General features: G+C 35.7%; 19 protein-coding genes. 14 read left to right on the top strand and 5 right to left on the bottom strand.

Features of this window, described 5'->3' with window-relative positions:
- The first annotated feature begins 91 nt into the window (after positions 1-91).
- Both GKP30_RS12385 and GKP30_RS12380 read left to right on the top strand, forming a co-directional pair.
- Positions 92-1,273 carry a peptidase gene (locus GKP30_RS12385; RefSeq protein WP_216829759.1) on the top strand — a complete coding sequence of 394 codons (1,182 nt, stop codon included), beginning with the start codon at positions 92-94 and terminating at the stop codon, positions 1,271-1,273.
- 169 nt (positions 1,274-1,442) lie between these two features.
- Positions 1,443-2,306 (top strand): ion transporter, encoded by an 864-nt coding sequence (locus GKP30_RS12380; protein ID WP_236035064.1) that lies wholly within the window; start codon positions 1,443-1,445, stop codon positions 2,304-2,306.
- A 121-nt stretch (positions 2,307-2,427) separates the two neighbouring features.
- Here the strand turns inward: GKP30_RS12380 and GKP30_RS12375 are convergent, their stop codons facing one another.
- A complete protein-coding gene (locus GKP30_RS12375) occupies positions 2,428-2,721 on the bottom strand; it encodes a hypothetical protein (RefSeq protein ID WP_216829758.1) in 294 nt (97 codons plus the stop codon).
- A gap of 623 nt (positions 2,722-3,344) precedes the next feature.
- Here GKP30_RS12375 and GKP30_RS12370 point away from each other — a divergent pair.
- On the top strand, positions 3,345-4,517 hold the full coding sequence (locus GKP30_RS12370) for a sulfite reductase subunit alpha (RefSeq protein ID WP_216829757.1): 1,173 nt from the start codon (positions 3,345-3,347) through the stop codon (positions 4,515-4,517).
- A 196-nt stretch (positions 4,518-4,713) separates the two neighbouring features.
- Here the strand turns inward: GKP30_RS12370 and GKP30_RS12365 are convergent, their stop codons facing one another.
- A complete protein-coding gene (locus tag GKP30_RS12365) occupies positions 4,714-5,190 on the bottom strand; it encodes a staygreen family protein (protein ID WP_216829756.1) in 477 nt (158 codons plus the stop codon).
- Positions 5,191-5,413: 223 nt separating this feature from the next.
- Between GKP30_RS12365 and GKP30_RS12360 the strand changes: the two genes are divergently transcribed.
- From GKP30_RS12360 to GKP30_RS12350, 3 genes are all read left to right on the top strand, one after another.
- A complete protein-coding gene (locus tag GKP30_RS12360) occupies positions 5,414-5,665 on the top strand; it encodes a PepSY domain-containing protein (RefSeq protein ID WP_236035062.1) in 252 nt (83 codons plus the stop codon).
- Between the two features lie 147 nt (positions 5,666-5,812).
- A complete protein-coding gene (locus GKP30_RS12355; RefSeq protein ID WP_407928611.1) occupies positions 5,813-6,238 on the top strand; it encodes a hypothetical protein in 426 nt (141 codons plus the stop codon).
- Positions 6,239-6,555: 317 nt separating this feature from the next.
- Positions 6,556-6,954: a hypothetical protein gene (locus GKP30_RS12350; protein WP_216829754.1), complete on the top strand. Its 399-nt coding sequence runs from the start codon at positions 6,556-6,558 to the stop codon at positions 6,952-6,954.
- Positions 6,955-7,345: 391 nt separating this feature from the next.
- On the opposite strand, the gene GKP30_RS12345 is transcribed toward GKP30_RS12350, so the two are convergent.
- Positions 7,346-8,071, bottom strand: coding sequence for a hypothetical protein (locus GKP30_RS12345; RefSeq protein ID WP_216829753.1), 726 nt, complete (start codon positions 8,069-8,071; stop codon positions 7,346-7,348).
- A 317-nt stretch (positions 8,072-8,388) separates the two neighbouring features.
- Between GKP30_RS12345 and GKP30_RS12340 the strand changes: the two genes are divergently transcribed.
- Together GKP30_RS12340 and GKP30_RS12335 are read left to right on the top strand one after the other, a co-directional pair.
- On the top strand, positions 8,389-10,218 hold the full coding sequence (locus GKP30_RS12340) for a MotA/TolQ/ExbB proton channel family protein (protein ID WP_216829752.1): 1,830 nt from the start codon (positions 8,389-8,391) through the stop codon (positions 10,216-10,218).
- A complete protein-coding gene (locus GKP30_RS12335; protein WP_216829751.1) occupies positions 10,211-10,903 on the top strand; it encodes an OmpA family protein in 693 nt (230 codons plus the stop codon). Before GKP30_RS12340 ends, GKP30_RS12335 begins: the two co-directional genes overlap by 8 nt.
- Positions 10,904-11,058: 155 nt before the next feature.
- Here GKP30_RS12335 and shc read toward each other — a convergent pair whose 3' ends face one another.
- Positions 11,059-12,942 (bottom strand): squalene--hopene cyclase, encoded by a 1,884-nt coding sequence (shc, locus tag GKP30_RS12330; protein ID WP_216829750.1) that lies wholly within the window; start codon positions 12,940-12,942, stop codon positions 11,059-11,061.
- Between the two features lie 104 nt (positions 12,943-13,046).
- On the bottom strand, positions 13,047-13,673 hold the full coding sequence (locus GKP30_RS12325) for a GDSL-type esterase/lipase family protein (protein WP_216829749.1): 627 nt from the start codon (positions 13,671-13,673) through the stop codon (positions 13,047-13,049).
- A 229-nt stretch (positions 13,674-13,902) separates the two neighbouring features.
- Here GKP30_RS12325 and GKP30_RS23520 point away from each other — a divergent pair, with 229 nt between their 5' ends.
- From GKP30_RS23520 to ahpF, 6 genes are all read left to right on the top strand, one after another.
- On the top strand, positions 13,903-14,097 hold the full coding sequence (locus tag GKP30_RS23520) for a hypothetical protein (protein WP_236035059.1): 195 nt from the start codon (positions 13,903-13,905) through the stop codon (positions 14,095-14,097).
- A gap of 283 nt (positions 14,098-14,380) precedes the next feature.
- Entirely contained in the window at positions 14,381-14,812 is a 432-nt protein-coding gene (locus GKP30_RS12315) for a hypothetical protein (RefSeq protein ID WP_216829748.1), read from the top strand.
- Between the two features lie 61 nt (positions 14,813-14,873).
- The gene (locus GKP30_RS12310) at positions 14,874-15,212 is read left to right on the top strand and encodes a hypothetical protein (RefSeq protein WP_216829747.1); all 339 of its coding nucleotides are present in this window, start codon (positions 14,874-14,876) and stop codon (positions 15,210-15,212) included.
- 243 nt (positions 15,213-15,455) lie between these two features.
- Complete coding sequence (locus tag GKP30_RS12305; RefSeq protein ID WP_216829746.1) at positions 15,456-16,238, top strand: SurA N-terminal domain-containing protein; 783 nt, start codon at positions 15,456-15,458, stop codon at positions 16,236-16,238.
- Between the two features lie 460 nt (positions 16,239-16,698).
- On the top strand, positions 16,699-17,262 hold the full coding sequence (gene ahpC / locus GKP30_RS12300; RefSeq protein ID WP_216829745.1) for an alkyl hydroperoxide reductase subunit C: 564 nt from the start codon (positions 16,699-16,701) through the stop codon (positions 17,260-17,262).
- Between the two features lie 12 nt (positions 17,263-17,274).
- Positions 17,275-18,804: an alkyl hydroperoxide reductase subunit F gene (gene ahpF / locus GKP30_RS12295; RefSeq protein ID WP_216829744.1), complete on the top strand. Its 1,530-nt coding sequence runs from the start codon at positions 17,275-17,277 to the stop codon at positions 18,802-18,804.
- Positions 18,805-19,007: the final 203 nt, after the last annotated feature.

Here is a 19,007-nt window from a genome sequence, read left to right as displayed (position 1 = left end):
CACTTACTTTGGACGCCCATAATCATTTAGGCAAAGGATGCTGGAAAACTCGAGCATCCTTATTTAATTTCTCCAAAGGAATGGTATATATATGAATCTAACATTGCAAACTCAACTAACATTACAACCATTATATATCCGTAAAGATCAAAAACATTATATTGTAGAAGATGTGTCTTCTGGAGATTTTTTTGAAATGCCGCAAGTTTGTATTGATGCCATTGAATTGATTAATCAAGGTGTTTCCCTTGAACAAATTGAGGTACAGTTAAAAACACAATACCCAAATGAAACGATTGATATGGTCGATTTTGTGGCGCAGCTTCTCGAATTAAATCTAGTTAAAGAAGTGGACGGGGAAACGATTGAAATTCAGGAGAACCGTTACATAGAGAAGGGTTTCACGTGGATCCCTACGTTTGTAGGTCGCTTCTTTTTTAATAAATTTACGAATAAGATATATGCAGTCTTATTTACTCTTAATCTATTATTTTTCATTTTAAATCCACAGCTCTTTCCTAGCTATAAGGATGTATTTATTTTTGAGACCGTTATGCCTAGCTTATTATTATATATGGGTGTATCATTAGTCCTTGTTTTAATCCATGAATTTGGACATATTTTAGCGGTTCGATCCTATAACCTACCTGCAAAGTTAGGGGTGGGGCACCGATTATTCCTAGTCGTATTCGAAACTGATTTAACACCAGCGTGGAAGCTGTCATCGAAACAAAGAAATATTCTGTACTTTGGTGGTATGTGTTTTGATCAGTTATTGCTTTTTATTGCATTAAGTTTGCAGCTCTTTTTCGATGTGGGTCATGGAATAGTATTAGGGATACTAGGACTAGTTGTACTTGATGTGTTCATTCGAACGATTTATCAATGTTGCTTCTATATGAAGACTGATTTATATTATTTCTTTGAGAATTTTACTGGCTGTTATAATGTAATGGAAAATGGAAGAGAACGTTTACGCAAATGGCTACCGTTTATCAAAGGTTCTTCTACAACAGAAGCCTTTGAAGGTGAAGACAAAGTAATTAAGTTTTATTCTATTTTTTATATAACTGGTATCCTATTAACGTGTTGTTTATTTATCTTTTATTTTATTCCACAAACCATTCATGCATATATAAGAGTATTGCCAGGCTTCCTTGAGCCGATTAATGATCCTGTTTTCTGGGATGCAACTGTATTTACAGGGCAGTCGCTTTTAATACTTGGGTTGTTAATGTATTCATGGAAAAAAAATCGCGCGGAGAATTACTAATAGAACGAAATGCTCAAGGACGGATATCCGTTATTGAGCTTTTTTTAGTACAATAGACATTGCTAAATATCAAGTTCATAAAGTTGTCACCACAAAGCAACTATGAAGTGTTTAGTTTACTATATTTCTATGGTTAAAAACTGGTATAATAATAGAGTTGGAGCAGAAAATGGATAGAAAGGAATCGTGGTTGATAAAGATGGAATTAAAAAACAACGAAGAAGTAAATCGTCATAATCGTTCTTTGAGAGAAACCTTTAGACAATTAGTCGAGCATAAATATTTTCAACCGATTGTTATTGGAATAATCCTATTAAATGGACTTATTATTGTTACCGAAACCTATTTAACAGGTAATAGTTTATTAATAGCAATAGATAAAATCATTGTTTGGATTTTTGTTATTGAGTTAATTATTAAACTCATTGGTCTTGGCTTTAGAGGGTACTTTTTGGATAGGTGGAATATTTTTGATTTTAGTATAGTTGTCGCCAGTTTAGTTTTTTACTCAACGCCATTTGTAAGTGTATTGAGGCTAATTCGAGTATTACGTTTGATACGAATGATCCCAGCTATTCCAGCATTAAGAAAAATCATTGATTCGCTAATGAAATCCATCCCAGCACTAACGGGAATTTTGGGCTTATCGATCTTATTATTTTCAATTTATGCGATTATAGGGACAACGTTCTTTAGTGATGTTCTTCCATATGAATTTTTCGGGAGCTTCCACACGGCACTATTTACTTTAATGCAGGTTGTTACATTTGAATCATGGGCGAGTCAGGTAGCAAGACCGATTATAAATGAAGTCCCATGGGCTTGGGTTTATTTTGTATCATTTATCATCATTGGAGCATTAGTTATCCTGAATCTTGTAGTTGCTGTAATCTTAAGTTACTTAGGTCAGGACGATGATGCGAAGCGAGAAGAGCAGATGGAACGCTTGTATAAAGAGAACCAGGAACTAAAACAGGACATTCAAGAGATTAAGGAAATGTTGATGGAAAGAAATAATAGGGTTAATCAATAAAGAATATCTAAAATCAAAGACACCTACAACTTCCTAACTGTAGGTGTCTTTTTTGGGCTGTGGTTGTAATTATCCGTATGTGAAATACTTCTTTTATGCAAACCATCCTAAATTAAAAGGATCACAAAACTGAAAAATTAATTCTCGGTTCAGACTGGATAATTAGCTTGCCGTCCTTTTCTTCAAGAGCTAATCTATACGTGTTCGGTGTACCTGAAATCGATAGGTCTACCACAGGCTGATTACTATTGTTTCTAATTTTGTATGTTATGTACGTGTGTGTACCATTACTAACACGACGTCGTATTTTTTGATGTTTTTCATCACAGAATAATGCATTATGAAGGTTTTCGTTCGTTAATTCTTGTCCGATCAATGAAGCTAACCTTTCGTGGATATCTGACTTTTTTATCATTGCTTTTCTTTCCTTTCATTTCCCAATATCTTGTTTTGTATCAAATAACTTAATTAAAGTACCTACATCTATTTTAAACAAAGAAAGGCTAGACGCAATCACTTTTATTAAATTAAATTTCTAGTTGAGGTAGTGAAAAACACAGTAATAACTAGAAAATACGTTCCACAAGAGAGGGAAACTAGAGGTAAAGAAATAAATTAAGAGAAGAGGTTCTGTAGGAATATTAGCTTGCAATACAAGGTCTTTTAATTTTTTAATGTCTATATTTAATGAATGTCAGAATGTAGTTACAAATAGTTTGTACTGTGTTAAAGAGAAAATACATCATTTTCGTGTTCTTTAAATGGTAATGTGATAAAAAACACACCGTTATTTTCCATTCTATGTTATCTTCAGTGTAGAACGTTCTTCCAAAAAATTCGTTTTGTAGTCACAATCGAGGCTACCCATCATTTAATAATAATAAGGAAGAAAACAGGAAAACCTTTGATGTACAAATATATTTTTATTTTACTACCACAGGTATTTACTAAAAATGATACAATTAAATTTAAGTATATAACTAAATACTATATAATAATGGAGTGTAAACGTTTTATCAATATTGTGGGGTGAGTATTGTGCAATATACAGAAGAAAAGAAAGAGAAAAAGGGAGTAGCAAACGTGTATTCAAGAACTAATCCATTTCAAGCAAAAGTACTCGAAAATAAAAATTTAAATGGGCCAGGATCAAGTAAGGAAACACGCCATATTGAATTGTCATTAGAAGGTTCTGGACTTTCTTATGTGCCAGGAGATTGCCTTGGGATCCTTCCTGAAAACGATCCAGAGTTAGTTGCTGAACTGCTAGAAGAATTAAAAGAAGATGGTGAAAAACCTGTAGTCATCAATAAACAAGGTGACACATTACCACTTAAGGATGCTTTAACGAGTCACTTTGAAATTACATTATTAACAAAAAAAGTGTTACAACAAGCAGCAGAATTGACTGAAAACGAAGAGTTACGTAATCTTGTACTTCCTGAAAACGTAACGCAAATGAAAGCATATATAGAAGGTCGTGACTTACTTGATTTGTTACGTGATTTTGGTCCGTGGAATGCAACTGCACAAGAGATCGTGTCACTTTTAAGAAAGATGCCACCGCGCCTTTATTCAATTGCAAGTAGTTTTGCAGCTCATCCTGGTCAAGTACACTTAACGATTGGTGCTGTGCGCTACACAGCTCATGGACGTGAACGAAAGGGTGTATGCTCTGTTCAATGTGCAGAACGTCTTCATGAAGGTGATACACTTCCAGTATTTATTCAAGTAAATAAACATTTCAACCTTCCAGAGACTAATGATACAGATGTTATCATGATTGGTCCTGGAACAGGAATCGCGCCATTCCGTTCATTTATCGAAGAGCTTTCAGTAAAAAAAGGATCAGGCAGATCATGGTTATTCTTCGGAGACCAGCATTCAGCAACTGATTTTCTTTATAAAGATGAGCTAGAGCAGTATCAAAAAGACGGGGTACTAACGAAACTAGATGCAGCATTCTCTCGTGATTCAGATGAGAAAGTGTATGTACAACATAAGATGCAAGAACATAGTAAAGAATTGTTTGAATGGCTCGAAAACGGAGCATACTTCTACGTTTGTGGAGATAAACAATATATGGCAAAAGACGTGCACAACATGCTAATTGACATTATTGAAAAAGAAGGCAAAATGACCCGTGATTCAGCTGTGGAATATTTAAACACAATGCAGAAGGAAAAACGTTACCAACGTGATGTATATTAATAAAAATAAGTGGTGCTTATACCCACTTGTCCTCTTAAATACGAAATAAGAAAAAAGGTACGTTGATACGAGTGATATGGACAGCGTACCTTTTTAATGTCCTTTTCTTAAAAGTTGTTATTTTATCTATTGGGCCTTAACACTAAGGGAATGCCTTTTAGTTCAATATTTAGTTTATTAACTTTTTGTCCTGTTATTAATATCTATTGTAAATACGATTTAAAATTTGCCTAGGTGTGCCAAAATATAGGACTCGGTTAAATTCTGGATAACTAGATTCGTAAAAAATATAAATGGGGGCATTAAGTAAACTCGGATAATAAACAAAAAAACGCTGATCTCCATATACCATCCCTTTTAGAGCAGTAAGCATTTCTTTGTTAAAAATATCGAACCTAAATCTAGAAACCTCCTTGCTAAATTCCCCTCCGTCTACATACGCTTGACCTATTAATTTAAAATGCCCACGTCTATCATGTTCCCATTGTGCCAACACCTCATCACGCATTTCAGGGTCAATCGCTTCGTAATTGTAAACAAAACCAATATCTAAAAATAGTTCACCTGTAATGTCAGAATGAGTGAGTGTATATCTTCTGCCTTCAATTGGTTTTATTGAATTCGCAGGCGGGATGAATTTCACGGACAACTTTTCTGGAGTGAATGATGACATTTTTCCCCTCCTTCCTCAATATAAATCTCAGTTTAATGATGATCAGATGATCCTAAGGAAACATTATATTTTATTGAGAATAACGAGAGATGGAGCCTATCCATCACATTTATGGTTCAGTACCCAAGCAATGCCTATTTTATCTACGGTTTAGTACCGATGATAGGTATACGCATAAAATAAAATTGAATTACAATTTTAAAGAATGAGTTAGGTGAGCTAAATGTTTAGCAATTCGTATAATTGGAGTTATTATCCACCATATTATCAAACCATGGGGCACGGCAGAATAACAGTAATAGAAGCAATACAAATCGCACTAAATAAAGTACCTGGTCAAGTAGTAGAGGTCGAATTAGAAATTGAAAACGGCTTTTTAGTTTATGAGATTGAAATCATTACACCACTAGGTTTTAAATATGAGGTTGAAGTAGATGTATATACAGGGAAAATTCTAAAGGTAGAACTTGACTAACGCCCATTTATAGATGTACAAGATGTTTTGTGCTTTTGCCTGCATAGGATGATATTGACCTAGATGATAAACACCTATGATGAGGGAGGCTTTACATTGTATCCATATGATTATAGTTATGCTGTAGATCCAAATTATGGGCAGTATATGCAACAGTATAATATGGCTGGAGATTACGATATGCAAAGACAGTTTCAAGTTTGGGGACCTTTTGTAGGAGGGGTTACTGGGTTGTTTGGACCTCCAGGAAGACCACCAGGACCTCCAGGGGTACCGCCTTTTGGACCACCACCAGGACCGCCAGCGGGACCAGGTCAAGCAGGGCCGCCATCAGGACCACCACCAGCATTTACACCAGCAGAACCCGAAATTGCAGCATTTGCAGTAGATCCAGGCGCGATTCGTGGTTGTTTATTCCGCTACACATTTGTATGGTTAACGAATAGAGAACGCTTCTGGTATTTTCCAACGTTTGTCGGACGAACATCGGTAGCAGGATGGCGTTGGACTGGATGGAACTGGGTATACTTCGGCATCGATCTAAGACGTATCTCTTCATTCCAATGCGTGTAGATTTGAAACATGGTGATATAAGCAGCTTGAAAAATTATAACTAACTATATGCACGTATCATTATTAATACACAAAAGTAAAATGTAAAAAGTAAACTGAATTAAAATGTGCGAAATTTAGATTAGAGGACCTTATCGTATCGCATCAGGTCCTCTTTGTTGTCTATTTAAAGTCACCCTATTACGTTTTGGAAATATCTTCACATAACCGAGAATTCTGAAACAATGCTATGTTATGATTTAATACAAGGTTAAAAAAGGGGCTGTCTTTATTGAGAAAAATGTTTATTTGCTAGTACTTTAGTTATCATCGACCAAATGAAATATACTTCATTTGATGAAGTAGTTTTAGAAAATATAAATTTAAACGAGGTCGATAGAGTCCACGTTCTGCGGTATAAAGATCGCGCAACCTTAACGTTAGCAGATAAGTATGAAATAAAAGATTTGTTAGACGGGTTTTCTGGAGTGAAACTAAAAGAGACTCGTATTTCGGGAAAAGAGATGTACAGTATTATCATTATGGGAGCTGCTGAATACGCTTCCCCAACTATTCGATCAGTTAGGATCTCTTTATATGATGATCAAATGCATATTAGGGATAATTCACAAATTACAAGACGTAACGATACCTACACAATCCTTAACGATACAAATTACTTGGAAATACTAGAAAGTGAAGAACTAGTTTGGGAATTACGAGAAAATAGACATTAGTATACATATGATAAGGTATATTACTAGGAGCTTAGTAAATTTGTAATAGTTTGTAAACTTTCTTAAAATTTCGTCTATTAGTTAAAAATAATGGAAAACAGTTATTATTATAGGAGTGAATATTTTTTGGAAAGGAAGTAGATACTGGGTTTTTAATAAAAAGACCATTCATTACTTTCGTTGCAACTGCTATTGTAGTTATCGGTATATCTTTTGTCTATATTAGTATTACAGAAGGTAATGATGGCGATCACTCGTTATTAATTGATTTAGATGAAGATTTTTCACACCTTGAGCCACACGAAATAGAGAAAATTTATGAGATGAAGACCTAGAAAAGCAAACAGGGTATAGAGACAATTTCTCTATGCGCTTTCGTATGGACTGGACTTTACCATTGAAAGAAAAATTTCAACGACATTGTAACGGTTGTGTAGGATATGACACCGATTGTAAACGTCAGGTAATGGGCTTCATCATCAGGTGGTAATTCATATTTTAAAACATTTAAAATCATTGCCCCCGAAATAAACGCAAAAATAATTGAATCGATGAGTGGAGATAACTCCACTTTCACCCCCAAGAGCCAACCTGCTAAAATTCCAATAGCTAGCACGTATCTTCCGACATGATTATAAATATCTGCATACTCTCTCCATAAATCATGCGCAACAGCGACAAAGTGAAGCCCTACCGCTATGCCATAAAAGACGGCTTGAATACCTAGTACATTGTGAGAAATGATCGTATAAGCAACTAACATATTATAAATTCCAAAGAATACTATCTGGAACCAGAACAGAGTCCTTGCTTTATGTGTTTTGTCCTGAAGCTGTGCTTTCCGAACTACCTTTTGTATTCCATAAAAAATTAACAAACCGATGAGCCCGATGAAGTATAGCTCTGATTCCATTGTGAAATAATCTCCGTACTTTTTTACCACGATTTGTTCCTTATGTAAGGTCGGAAGGACGTATACAAAAACATAAGATACAGCTAACCCTCCCGAAAACGAAAACCATTTCAAACGTTTAATACGGTCAGAGGGTATAACCTCATTGGCAAGTAAGTGAATCATAATAAAGGCAAAACCGATAATAAATGCGTCGAGTGTCATAGTGAGGTACTCCTTTGGAAAGTCTTTGTATAGTATTTCCAAAAGAGATAATTACAATGTGATGTTGTGACGATGCTTAAAAAAGAGAAATTCTTAAAATTTGTTATAAAAATAGAAATAAGAGTTCATTTAATGATGCAATTAAAATCCCAAAAATCTCCCTAGGCTTAGATGCATGATTTGTCCAATTGATGAATAGCTATTAACAAAGACAAGTAGTTGCATACTTACTAATTTAGATTGGAGTTGAGTGCAACGAAGCCTTTCGCCATTTAGCACAACACGCCAGCTGAGTTTTGAGAATAGGGGGATGATTGATGGTTGAAGCGATTTTACGATTTTTTACAAGTGAACAACAAGCCCAATCTATTGTTTCTAATCCGTTAATTGAATTAATCTTTACGGTGTTGTTTGTTACTTTTATCGTGGCAATATTTATTCATTTTATGTTGTATAGTCGATTAAGGAGAATTCGAAATCACATTAATGAAACGAATTCTATTGATATTGCCCCGTTAAATAAGTTTCAAGAGGAATTTCAAGAAAAAAACCAACAGGATTCAATGAAGGTCGAAACGTTTATTCAAAAAAAGTTTTCTAGTTGGCGAATGTTTAATGTGCCTGTATTAAGCCTGATTAAAATGATCCAAATGACTGTATCGGTTTTTATTCTAGTAGGTGTACTCGGAACCTTTATCGGTCTAGCGATGTCCCTGGGAAGTATTGATGCGACAGGTGATCAGTTAGTAGAAAATGTTGCGCTCGTCCTAGCAGGTATTGATGTTGCGTTCTACACGAGTATTGTCGGTATGGGGTTATCGCTAATTATGACCGTAGTGACACGCATCGCTAATACCGAATATATCGTTACGGATATTATGTTAAAAACAGAATCATATTTAGAAGAGAAAGAACAAGATCCGATGTCACGTCTGATCGATGTATCAGAGACAATTAATTCTTCGATCGTTCAGCTGCGCGAATCAAATCATGAATCGTTACAAAACATTGTACAATCCTTTCAAGGTTTCCAGGAATACACGATTGGTTTGCAGCAATCTGCAAAGGATTTAGCGAAGTTTAATGAAGGCTTAACACAAAACTTAAAGGACTTCGTCGTAATTTTTAATAGTATGAGAGAACTAACAACAGGATTTGATAAAGGGGTAACAAAGCTTAATAAAAACTTTGATCAATTATTCTCGTATTTTTATAAAATGGATCAAAGAAATGAACGAATGACGAGTGTATTTACAGAAACGTATAAGAAAATTGATGAACTAGCTACTTCGCAAATGGAAACGATGAACGAATTCCAAAACTCAGTAGTTGACCTAAAGAGTTATTTCTCTTCTGTTGCCGCACGTCAGGAAGCCATTCATGGTGCCTTTGATCGAATGAACGCACAAAGTGAAAATCTCGTAAAAATAATGAAGGATAACAATCAACAGTTTGAACGGATATTTGGTGACGATGTGAGTTCAAAACTAACGGGAATTAGTACGTATTTGAATGAACTAAGAAATGACTTTAACAAGCTCGGAAATGCAGTTCTGCGAATACCTGATGCACTAGAATCCGTCAACAAAACACAAGCCGATTATCGAAACCTTTTATCGTATCGTTTTGATGAATTAAAGCAGTATAATTATGAATTTATGAATCAACTAAAAGCTCAATCTTCCAATACACAAGCCTTCGAAAAATATTTGAGCGATGCTTCGCGTTCTTATGAGCAAACAGGAAGGCAAAATCATGAATTACTAAATGAAATTAACCGTACGATCACGCAAATGGCTGACTCATTTAATCAGAGAGAAAACCAGATCGAATCAAGCGTTACAGCTTTAAAAGATACGATGAACCGCTATGTAACGAATTTAGAGGGGACCCTTGGTGATAAATTAGATAAAGTTAGTCGCAGCATTGGCGATTATGTAGTTGATATGAATGATGCGATAAAAAAAGAATTTAAGCAAATCGGAGAGATAACAGAGGAAAATCAACATAGAAGTGCACGACACATGCAGCAAACAATGAATGAGTTAGGCCAGGAATTCCAGATGTTAAATCGTCAGCTTCAATTGCTTCAACAAGATGCGATGAGGCAAAATGAACAACGAGTAAGGGTAGCTTCAAATGATTAATAAGTATAAAAAATTATTTAAAGGTGAACAGGAGGAAGGTCATTTCTGGCCGTCATTTATTGACTTGCTAACGGCGATTTTACTCTGTTTTATCCTCATTTTTATCGTAATGATGGTTATCAAATCGTTTCAAATTCAAGAGATGAAACGAACGATTGATCAAATTATGGGTGTTCGTGTCAACCTCATTCAGGATCTAAACGAAGAATTTAGCGACTCTACATTAAATATTGAAATTGATGAGAAAACAGGCGCGTTAATCTTTAATACGGATATTTTGTTTGAGTTTGATGCAGCTGTTTTAAAGCCAGAAGCTTTTCAATTTTTAGATGAGTTTGTACCAGCTTATTTGGATGTGCTTTTAGAAGGTGGCTATGAGGATTATATCTCGGAAATCATCATCGAAGGTCATGCTGATAAAGTAGGTAGCTATTTATACAACTTAGAGTTATCTCAGCAAAGAGCGTTCAGTGTAGCGGAATATATTCTTAGTAGTGACTTTCCATATAAAAACATACAAGAACACTTAAAGGAGAAACTAACGGTCAACGGCAGATCGTATACAGAAGGACGTACCGATGAAGATGGCAACTATAGTAATCAAGCATCCCGTCGCGTTGAATTTAAGTTCCGCTTGAAAGATGAAGAGATTTTAGAGAAGACTCGTGAGTTACTCGGTAAATAATGGTGATCTTAAGCGATTTTGCTACTAATGATATGACTATGGCTTCCTCTATTAAGTTAGGGGAGGCTTTTTGACGAGCAAAAAAATCCGACTACTGTTGTGGAAGAGTAATCGGATCTTAGTAGATTATAAGACTTGTGAGTATGATTTTAATGTTAGTCATGATGATACGAACGTAAATACTGACTTAGTGTAAGAAGCGGCCAAATATGCTGATAACTGTGATAGTGGATGTAAAAAACTTCAGGTATTCCACCGCCTGTTGGATAATGACTCGCCCAGGTTGGATTGGTGGTGATTAACTCCATTAATCGTGCCATTCCTTTGTCGATTTCAGTAGTCGGCTGATCATGAACGGCTATTAAAGCATCTAATGCCCATGCTGTTTGAGATGGGGTACTTGCTCCTAGTGGTACGTAGTGTTTTTTAATATCGCTATAACACGACTCGCCCCAACCGCCGTCATCGTTTTGGACCGAAAGCAGCCAGGAGACTCCCTTTCGAATAGGTGTGGATGCCGGATCCATTCCACTAGCAATAAGTCCTGTAATTGCAGCCCATGTACCATAGATATAACAAATCCCCCAGCGCCCATACCATGAGCCATTTTCCTCTTGATGGTCTTCTAACCATTTCGTTGCTTTTTCAATTGTAGGGTGAGGTAACCGTAAATTTACCTCATTGCCAAGAAATTCAAGCGTCCTCCCTGTTAAATCGGCTGTAGAAGGATCTAACAAGACGCGATTAGCATCTTTAAAAGGCAGTTGTTTAATAAGCTGATTTTCTAAATTTTTTTCAAATGCAGACCAGCCACCATCATCATTTTGCATCGACAGCACCCAGTTTAAGCCACGGTTCCAGCTATTGTATAGAGGAAGCTGCTCAAAAACAGTTGCTTTAATCGAGCGGAGTGAAGCGGTTGTGTCATCGACATCGGGCTCAAGGGTATTAAAGTCTGAGAATCCCCAGCCACCTGGCAAGGTATTGGGATTTCTTAGGGACCAATCTGAAAATAGCTTATGTTGACGCGAAAATAAATATTGATCTGCCATTCGAATGATTGGATCGTCTGCGGGAACACCTGCTCGTTGTAAGGCATGGCTAAGTAAAGCTGTATCCCAAACCGTAGATGTACAGTATTCAATATGGTACAAATCATTCGTAAGGCAAAGTTGATTTCGTAGGCCGCTCAATGCGTTTTGTATTATCTTATGATCTTTTTTATAGCCGAGACTAAGTAAGGCAAAAATCATAAAAAATGTCGCCCCAAAGTAATTAAAAAGTAAGCCATCAGGTTCTATGCGTTCTAGCATAAAGCGCTCTGCTTTTTTTAAAGCTAACTGGCGGCTTTCCATTGGCTTTAGTAAAAGGGGGCCAAGCTCTTTTAACAATATACTTAGCAAAAACTTGCTTTCACCTGAATTGAATTTAATGTCAATGGGCATTCGAGTATTGATTAAATCGGAAAGATCAGGAGTTTGGTTGATTTTATATTTAAAATTAAGATTGGACGTGATGAGAACAGGTGTAAGGTGAACACGAGTATAGCCTACAAATTCGTAAAAATGTATGGGAGAAGTGCGTGGTAGAAGAATTCCTTCAATCGGTATTTGTAAATGCTTTGGCCACGGAAGCTGTCCAGTTACCGCAAGAAGGGATTTCGTTAAGCTATTTGTCTTTGTAAGACCACCATGGCTTATAATAAAATATTTGGCTTTTTTTATTGGAGTAGAATCTGGTTCCACATAATTTGAAAAGAGCAGTGCGTAATACGCCTCTACAGTTGCAGAAAGATTACCGTCTTTTTCATCATGGAACAATTTCCAAGCTCCGTTTGGTTGTTGAATGGCTAGAAGTCGTTTAACCAATTGTTGAATGAGCCACTCATCCTTTTCTTCTAATGTTCTTAACAGAATAATCATATAGGCATCAGTTAAAGGACCACCTTCGAAACAAAATCTCCAAGAGCCATCATTGGACTGGTTGGTTCGAAGGTGTTCAATCAAGTAATGGATCGTATTATGAACTTGTTGCTTCATCATACACCCCCTCATTATTCTCAACATTAACAATATGAAAACTTAGGAAGAAAAAGAACGGTTCGCTCTTTTCGGCTGGAAGAATTGGGGTAAATGTGCTTGTTTTAACGAAGCGAATCAGCTAGTAAATTAGCAATAACTTGATAACCGTAACCATTTGGATGGACCCCGAGTGATAAAAGTCTTTTTCGTGATGTATTAAAGGCTGGATAAATGTTTATAAACAAAACGTTTGGTGAAGCTAGCATGTGGATCGAACGATTAAACTTTTCAATCCAATAGTCACTATAAGAAAGCTGGGGGTATGGATTGTACAATCCTATCACTAGAATTTGATACGGTTTAGAAGGTGAGTGTGTTGCTTTTATAGCATGAATATCAGCTAGTATACTTCTAATATTGTAACTGAAATTTTCCAAAGCCCATTGGAAAATGCTTGGATCATTAGTTTTTTCAAATGTTTTGTTTGCTTGTAATATATCATTACCGCCTATAGTAATCGTAATGATGTCCGCCCGAGCAATCACATATCTCACTTCAGGTTCCGAAAGCATCATCAATAATTCACTTGAATTCATTCGATTTCTAGCTATTATGTCTGTTTTTACTGGCATGTGATACAGCATTTCTAAAAATTGTTCATACCTCTGGACAAACCCAGGTGAAAAATACGCACCGACCCCAATCGTTAACGAATCTCCTAAAGCTGTATAATGTAATACATGTTTCATCGTCCTCACTCCAAAATGATTGCTTGTTATAGCATATGAAGTGGAGTAGTAATGTGGGAAGGCGTAAACATGCTGGTACTGTATCCATTTATGTCCAACTCAAAATGGGCTCTACTTATACAAATGTTGGATAGTAAAATACATTGTTTATAAAAATATTTATTAGTATACTTTAAGTTATTGACTGTCAACTTTCACGAGAAAGTAAGAGCGAAAGGAGACAGAATATATGATTTGGCAAATATTAATTGGAATTGTATTATATATGGCTATCGATATGTATTATTATTCGCCAATATTATTTGGAAATCGCTGGGTTGACTTACTTAGTATCACTCCTAATCAACCTAGGTATGGATTACTAACGTTAATGACGGTATTAACGGTTGTTCTATTGTATCCTCATACAAATATCTCATGCTGAAACATTATTAGACGGGGCATTAGTAGGTGGATGTGTCGGAGTGATTGTTTCACTAGCTTATGCTAAAGATTTTATTTTTGGCTTGGAGCTAATACAAAAAATGCTTTAGTCATTTACCTAATAAGTGTTGGGTATCATGTGATTGCTTTAACGATTATTGGTACAGTTATGATGTTTTTTTAAATGTCAGAAGGTGTTGCTACATTCGTGGTAATGCCTTTTTAGTTTAGTTTTGCTAAAAATATTAGATTACATTTCTTAATAAGGAAGGATGCAATAAACAATGGATACAATATGTAAAAGAGTGTTACAATCTTTACATTTAACAGAAGACTTTTATAAGTATATAAGTGAAAGTCATTTAAATTTAAAACTAAATAATCTCCCTTCAAACACAATTGGCGAACAAGCTTATTGTATAATTGGAGCTAGAGAAAGTTATTTAAACGCACTAAAGAAAGGTGAATGGAGTGGCTTTTCTTGTAGCTTATTTAAAAATGAATACTACGACCATAGCATTGTCATTAACAAATTAGAAGAAACTCGTAAGAATATACATAATTTTCTAGAAGGGACGTGTATTGATAACGTAAATTTAAATCTATTAATTGATTTATTAGAGCATGAGGTTCAACATCATGGTCAATTAATTCGTTATGCATATGCAAGTAAGCTTGGGTTCCCCAACAGTTGGAATACGCGTTATACAGTATAGAATATTACTAGACAAATTGATCAAAATACTTCGTAAATAATGTTATTGAGGTGTAATTTTTTTGAATGTTATTTTATATGATTTATTTTTAGTATTATTTGGACTTATTCTTGGGATCCTTGTCAGTGATCCGCTAAAGAAGTTATTTACAGGAAAATATAAGGAAGAAGCACGACAAAAAAAGCGAGTCAAATTATTAGTATATATTAGACAGAACAGTTCTAAGCTTGGACCTACAATCGAAGAATTAACCGAGAAGGTGTTTTCGAATAAACTCGATATGGAAACAGTTAGCCAATTATTAAAAGAAATAGAAGCGCATGGATTGATTAAACGGGTTACTCATAAAGGACAGGATGAGCGCAACACGAGATGGGTTTTTACGGATAAAAGGTATTGATATAGGTCAATTAGTAGATCGCTACAAATCTTTACAAATCACGTTTATGTAGCGTATTTTCTACATTTTAGTCATTTTTACATATTCAAATTGTAAGCTCCTTTAATCGTTGCTATAACAGTCTTCACATATAAAAAATTATTCCACTAGAGAGAACTTAGTTTGTAATTGAACTTCGATAAGGATGAACATCCATCCAGGATATGTTACAATAGCGGTCAAAATGAAGTAAAGGAGAATGATATGAGTAAAAAATGGATGTTAGGTTTATTACTTGCTGGTTTGGTATCTGTAACAGCTGCTTGCGGTGACGTAGATCAATCAGCTGAAAATAATGAGGGATCAGATTTACAGGAAGAATTAGCTGCAGAAGATGAAGCGGCTCCAGTGGCTGGTGAAATGCCAGAGGTGCCAGAGCCTGATTTAGAAGGGATCCCTGATGTTGTAGCAGAAGTTAATGGACAAGAAATATCGAAAGAAGAGTTTGAAGCAACTTATGTAGGGCAATTTACACAAGCTGCGATGCAATCTCAAATGTTTGGACAAGAACTTAACCAAGATGAATTAAAACAGCAGATTATCGAAAGTCTGGTCGGTCAGGAGCTTCTAATTCAGGAAGCAAAAAAAGCTGGTTTTGAAGCCACTGAAGAAGACGTCTCTAAGACGCTTGACGAAATCGTCGCACAATATGGTCTTGGGTCAAAAGAAGAATTCATGACTGCTATAGAAGAACAAGGGATGGACGAGACGGAAGTTATTTCACAGCTGGAGACCCAAGTGAAAGTAGACAAGTTAATCGCAAGAGAGACTGGTGACATTGACCCATCAGAACAAGAGTTAAAAGAATTTTATGAGCAAATTCTTGCACAGCAAGCTCAAATGGGTGCAGATGAGTCAGAAATCCCATCGTTTGAAGACATTAAAAACGAATTGAAAGAACAAATGAAAGTACAAAAACAAAACGAAGCAGCACAAGTGCTTGTTGGCAAACTACGTGAAGAAGCCGACGTAACCATTCACATCTAAACTTTTTTAGAATAGATGTTATGCATTGCTGGAATTAATAAACGCTTAGAGTATATTTCACACTCTGAGCGTTTTCTTTATTATATTGTCTTACTTAATGTACCCTATATCATTTCGGCCTTAGGTAATACGCTGAAATAAGGAACCATTGATATGTGCTTTAATTTTCTATTCATTACGTTGTTTCTTTTGTATAAATTATGAACTATATTTGTATCCTATTAGAGTAATTTTCAGTGACCTATAGCTTGGTCAGCTTGCAAACTTGCCCTGTGTACAAGAGTAACGTCCTCATCGTCAGAACATTCAAATATTAATTTTTTTTAAAAGTGAAGGCTTTTTTGTTGACAAATGCAGTATATTGTTTGAAAATAGTTATCGAATTAGAATTATTATTGATAGATAATTACTGTTTAATTATATTATCTATCTATATAACAATATTTAGGAGGAAGATATTATGTCATTAATTGGAAAAGAAGTATTACCATTCAGTGCAAAAGCATTCAAAAACGGTGAGTTCATCGATGTAACAAACGAAAGCCTAAAAGGTCAATGGAGCATTTTCTGCTTCTATCCAGCAGATTTCACTTTCGTGTGCCCAACAGAGCTTGAAGATTTACAAAACGAGTACGCTACATTAAAAGAACTTGGAGTTGAAGTTTATTCAGTTTCAACAGATACTCACTTTACACATAAAGGTTGGCATGATAGTTCAGAAACTATCGGTAAAATTACATATGGGATGATTGGTGACCCATCACAAACTATTTCTCGCAACTTTGAAGTTTTAGATGAAGAGTCTGGTCTAGCTGATCGTGGAACTTTCATCATCGATCCAGACGGTGTTATCCAAGCTGTTGAAATCAACGCTGGTGGTATCGGTCGTGATGCAAGTATCCTAGTTAATAAAGTTAAAGCAGCACAATATGTTCGTAACAATCCAGGTGAAGTTTGTCCAGCTAAATGGCAAGAAGGCGGAGAAACTCTTAAGCCAAGCCTTGATTTAGTAGGTAAAATCTAAGGAGTGCGATAAATGGTACTTGATCCTGAAATTAGGTCTCAGTTAAATCAATACCTACAACTAATGGAAGGCGATGTATTGCTTAAAGTTAGTTTAGGTTCTGATAAAGTTTCAGATGAAATGGAAGCATTAATCAATGAACTTACATCCATGTCATCTAAAATTAGTGTTCGTAAAACAGAATTAACAAGAACACCGAGCTTTAGTATCAATCGTGTTGGCCAAGAAACTGGCGTTGCGTTTGCAGGTGTTCCTTTAGGACATGAATTCACTTCATTAGTGTTAGCTTTATTACAAGTTAGTGGTAGAGCGCCAAAGGTTGATGAAAGTGTTATTGAGCAAGTGAAAAAGATTAGTGGTGAATACCACTTTGAAACTTATGTCAGCTTAAGTTGTCATAACTGCCCTGATGTTGTACAAGCTCTTAACATGATGAGTGTACTTAACCCTGGTATCACTCACACAATGATTGATGGTGCAGCTTTCAAAGATGAAGTAGAAAATAGAAATGTAATGTCCGTACCTGCCATTTATTTAAACGGTGAATTCTTCGGTGGTGGTCGAATGACCCTCGAAGAAATTCTTGCGAAATTAGGCAGTGGTCCAGACGCGTCAGAACTATCTAATAAAGATCCATATGATGTACTTGTTGTTGGAGGCGGTCCAGCTGGTTCAAGTGCTGCGATCTATGCGGCACGTAAAGGAATTCGTACAGGAATTGTAGCTGAACGTTTTGGTGGACAAGTCCTAGACACGATGAGCATTGAGAACTTTATCAGTGTGAAACATACTGAAGGTCCTAAGCTTGCAGCTAGCCTTGAAGAACATGTAAAAGAGTATGGTATTGATATTATGAATTTACAGCGTGCAAAGAGTATCGAAAAGAAAGATCTTTTTGAGCTTGAACTTGAAAGCGGAGCTGTACTAAAGAGTAAGAGTGTTATTGTTACAACGGGTGCTCGTTGGCGTAATGTTGGCGTTCCTGGTGAACAAGAGTTTAAAAATAAAGGTGTAGCATACTGCCCACATTGTGACGGTCCTTTATTTGAAGGAAAAGACGTTGCGGTTATTGGAGGCGGTAACTCTGGTATTGAAGCAGCAATTGATCTTGCAGGTATTGTAAATCATGTAACTGTACTTGAGTTTAACCCAGAGTTAAAAGCTGACGAAGTGCTACAAAACCGCTTAAACAGCCTTCCAAACGTAACGGTATTAATGAACGTTCAAACAAAAGAAATTACGGGTACAGACAGTGTAAACGGAATTACTTATATTGAGCGTGATACACAAGAAGAAAAACATGTCGAGTTACAAGGTGTGTTTGTTCAAATTGGTCTTGTACCAAATACCGATTGGTTAGAAGGTGTAGTTGAACGTAATCGCATGGGTGAAATCATCGTAGATAAACATGGCTCTACAAGCCTACCTGGTTTATTTGCAGCAGGTGATTGTACCGATAGTGCTTACAATCAGATCATCATTTCTATGGGATCAGGAGCTACTGCAGCTTTAGGAGCTTTCGATTATCTTATTAGAAATTAATAAATGATATATCTTATGAAAAAAGTCGCTTTACTACCTGATGGTAAGTAAAGCGATTTTTTATATGTTGAAATATCTAACTTTTACTTTTTTGGGATGCTGCACTTCATATTTTAAGTATAAGAAACTAACCCTTATTATATTGATCGGATCACGCTATTTTTATCGCTCATATTAAAATAATTATCAATAAACATAGCAGG

It is taken from the genome of Alkalihalobacterium elongatum, from assembly GCF_019024285.1.
In the GTDB taxonomy this organism is placed as follows: Bacteria; Bacillota; Bacilli; order Bacillales; family Bacillaceae_F; genus Alkalihalobacterium; species Alkalihalobacterium elongatum.
The sequence above is the reverse complement of the archived record's forward strand: the minus strand, read 5'-3'. Positions and strand labels throughout refer to the sequence as shown.

What these genes read in the sequence shown, in the direction of transcription:
- GKP30_RS12355 (WP_407928611.1), top strand. Translation starts at nt 5,813, where the DNA reads ATGCAACAGTATAATATGGCTGGAGATTACGATATGCAAAGACAGTTT.
- ahpC (WP_216829745.1), top strand. Translation starts at nt 16,699, where the DNA reads ATGTCATTAATTGGAAAAGAAGTATTACCATTCAGTGCAAAAGCATTC.
- GKP30_RS12340 (WP_216829752.1), top strand. Translation starts at nt 8,389, where the DNA reads ATGGTTGAAGCGATTTTACGATTTTTTACAAGTGAACAACAAGCCCAA.
- GKP30_RS12315 (WP_216829748.1), top strand. Translation starts at nt 14,381, where the DNA reads ATGGATACAATATGTAAAAGAGTGTTACAATCTTTACATTTAACAGAA.
- GKP30_RS12335 (WP_216829751.1), top strand. Translation starts at nt 10,211, where the DNA reads ATGATTAATAAGTATAAAAAATTATTTAAAGGTGAACAGGAGGAAGGT.
- GKP30_RS12365 (WP_216829756.1), bottom strand. Translation starts at nt 5,190, where the DNA reads ATGTCATCATTCACTCCAGAAAAGTTGTCCGTGAAATTCATCCCGCCT.
- GKP30_RS12305 (WP_216829746.1), top strand. Translation starts at nt 15,456, where the DNA reads ATGAGTAAAAAATGGATGTTAGGTTTATTACTTGCTGGTTTGGTATCT.
- GKP30_RS12380 (WP_236035064.1), top strand. Translation starts at nt 1,443, where the DNA reads ATGGATAGAAAGGAATCGTGGTTGATAAAGATGGAATTAAAAAACAAC.
- GKP30_RS12325 (WP_216829749.1), bottom strand. Translation starts at nt 13,673, where the DNA reads ATGAAACATGTATTACATTATACAGCTTTAGGAGATTCGTTAACGATT.
- ahpF (WP_216829744.1), top strand. Translation starts at nt 17,275, where the DNA reads ATGGTACTTGATCCTGAAATTAGGTCTCAGTTAAATCAATACCTACAA.
- GKP30_RS12350 (WP_216829754.1), top strand. Translation starts at nt 6,556, where the DNA reads ATGAAATATACTTCATTTGATGAAGTAGTTTTAGAAAATATAAATTTA.
- GKP30_RS12375 (WP_216829758.1), bottom strand. Translation starts at nt 2,721, where the DNA reads ATGATAAAAAAGTCAGATATCCACGAAAGGTTAGCTTCATTGATCGGA.
- GKP30_RS12385 (WP_216829759.1), top strand. Translation starts at nt 92, where the DNA reads ATGAATCTAACATTGCAAACTCAACTAACATTACAACCATTATATATC.
- shc (WP_216829750.1), bottom strand. Translation starts at nt 12,942, where the DNA reads ATGAAGCAACAAGTTCATAATACGATCCATTACTTGATTGAACACCTT.
- GKP30_RS23520 (WP_236035059.1), top strand. Translation starts at nt 13,903, where the DNA reads ATGATTTGGCAAATATTAATTGGAATTGTATTATATATGGCTATCGAT.
- GKP30_RS12360 (WP_236035062.1), top strand. Translation starts at nt 5,414, where the DNA reads ATGTTTAGCAATTCGTATAATTGGAGTTATTATCCACCATATTATCAA.
- GKP30_RS12345 (WP_216829753.1), bottom strand. Translation starts at nt 8,071, where the DNA reads ATGACACTCGACGCATTTATTATCGGTTTTGCCTTTATTATGATTCAC.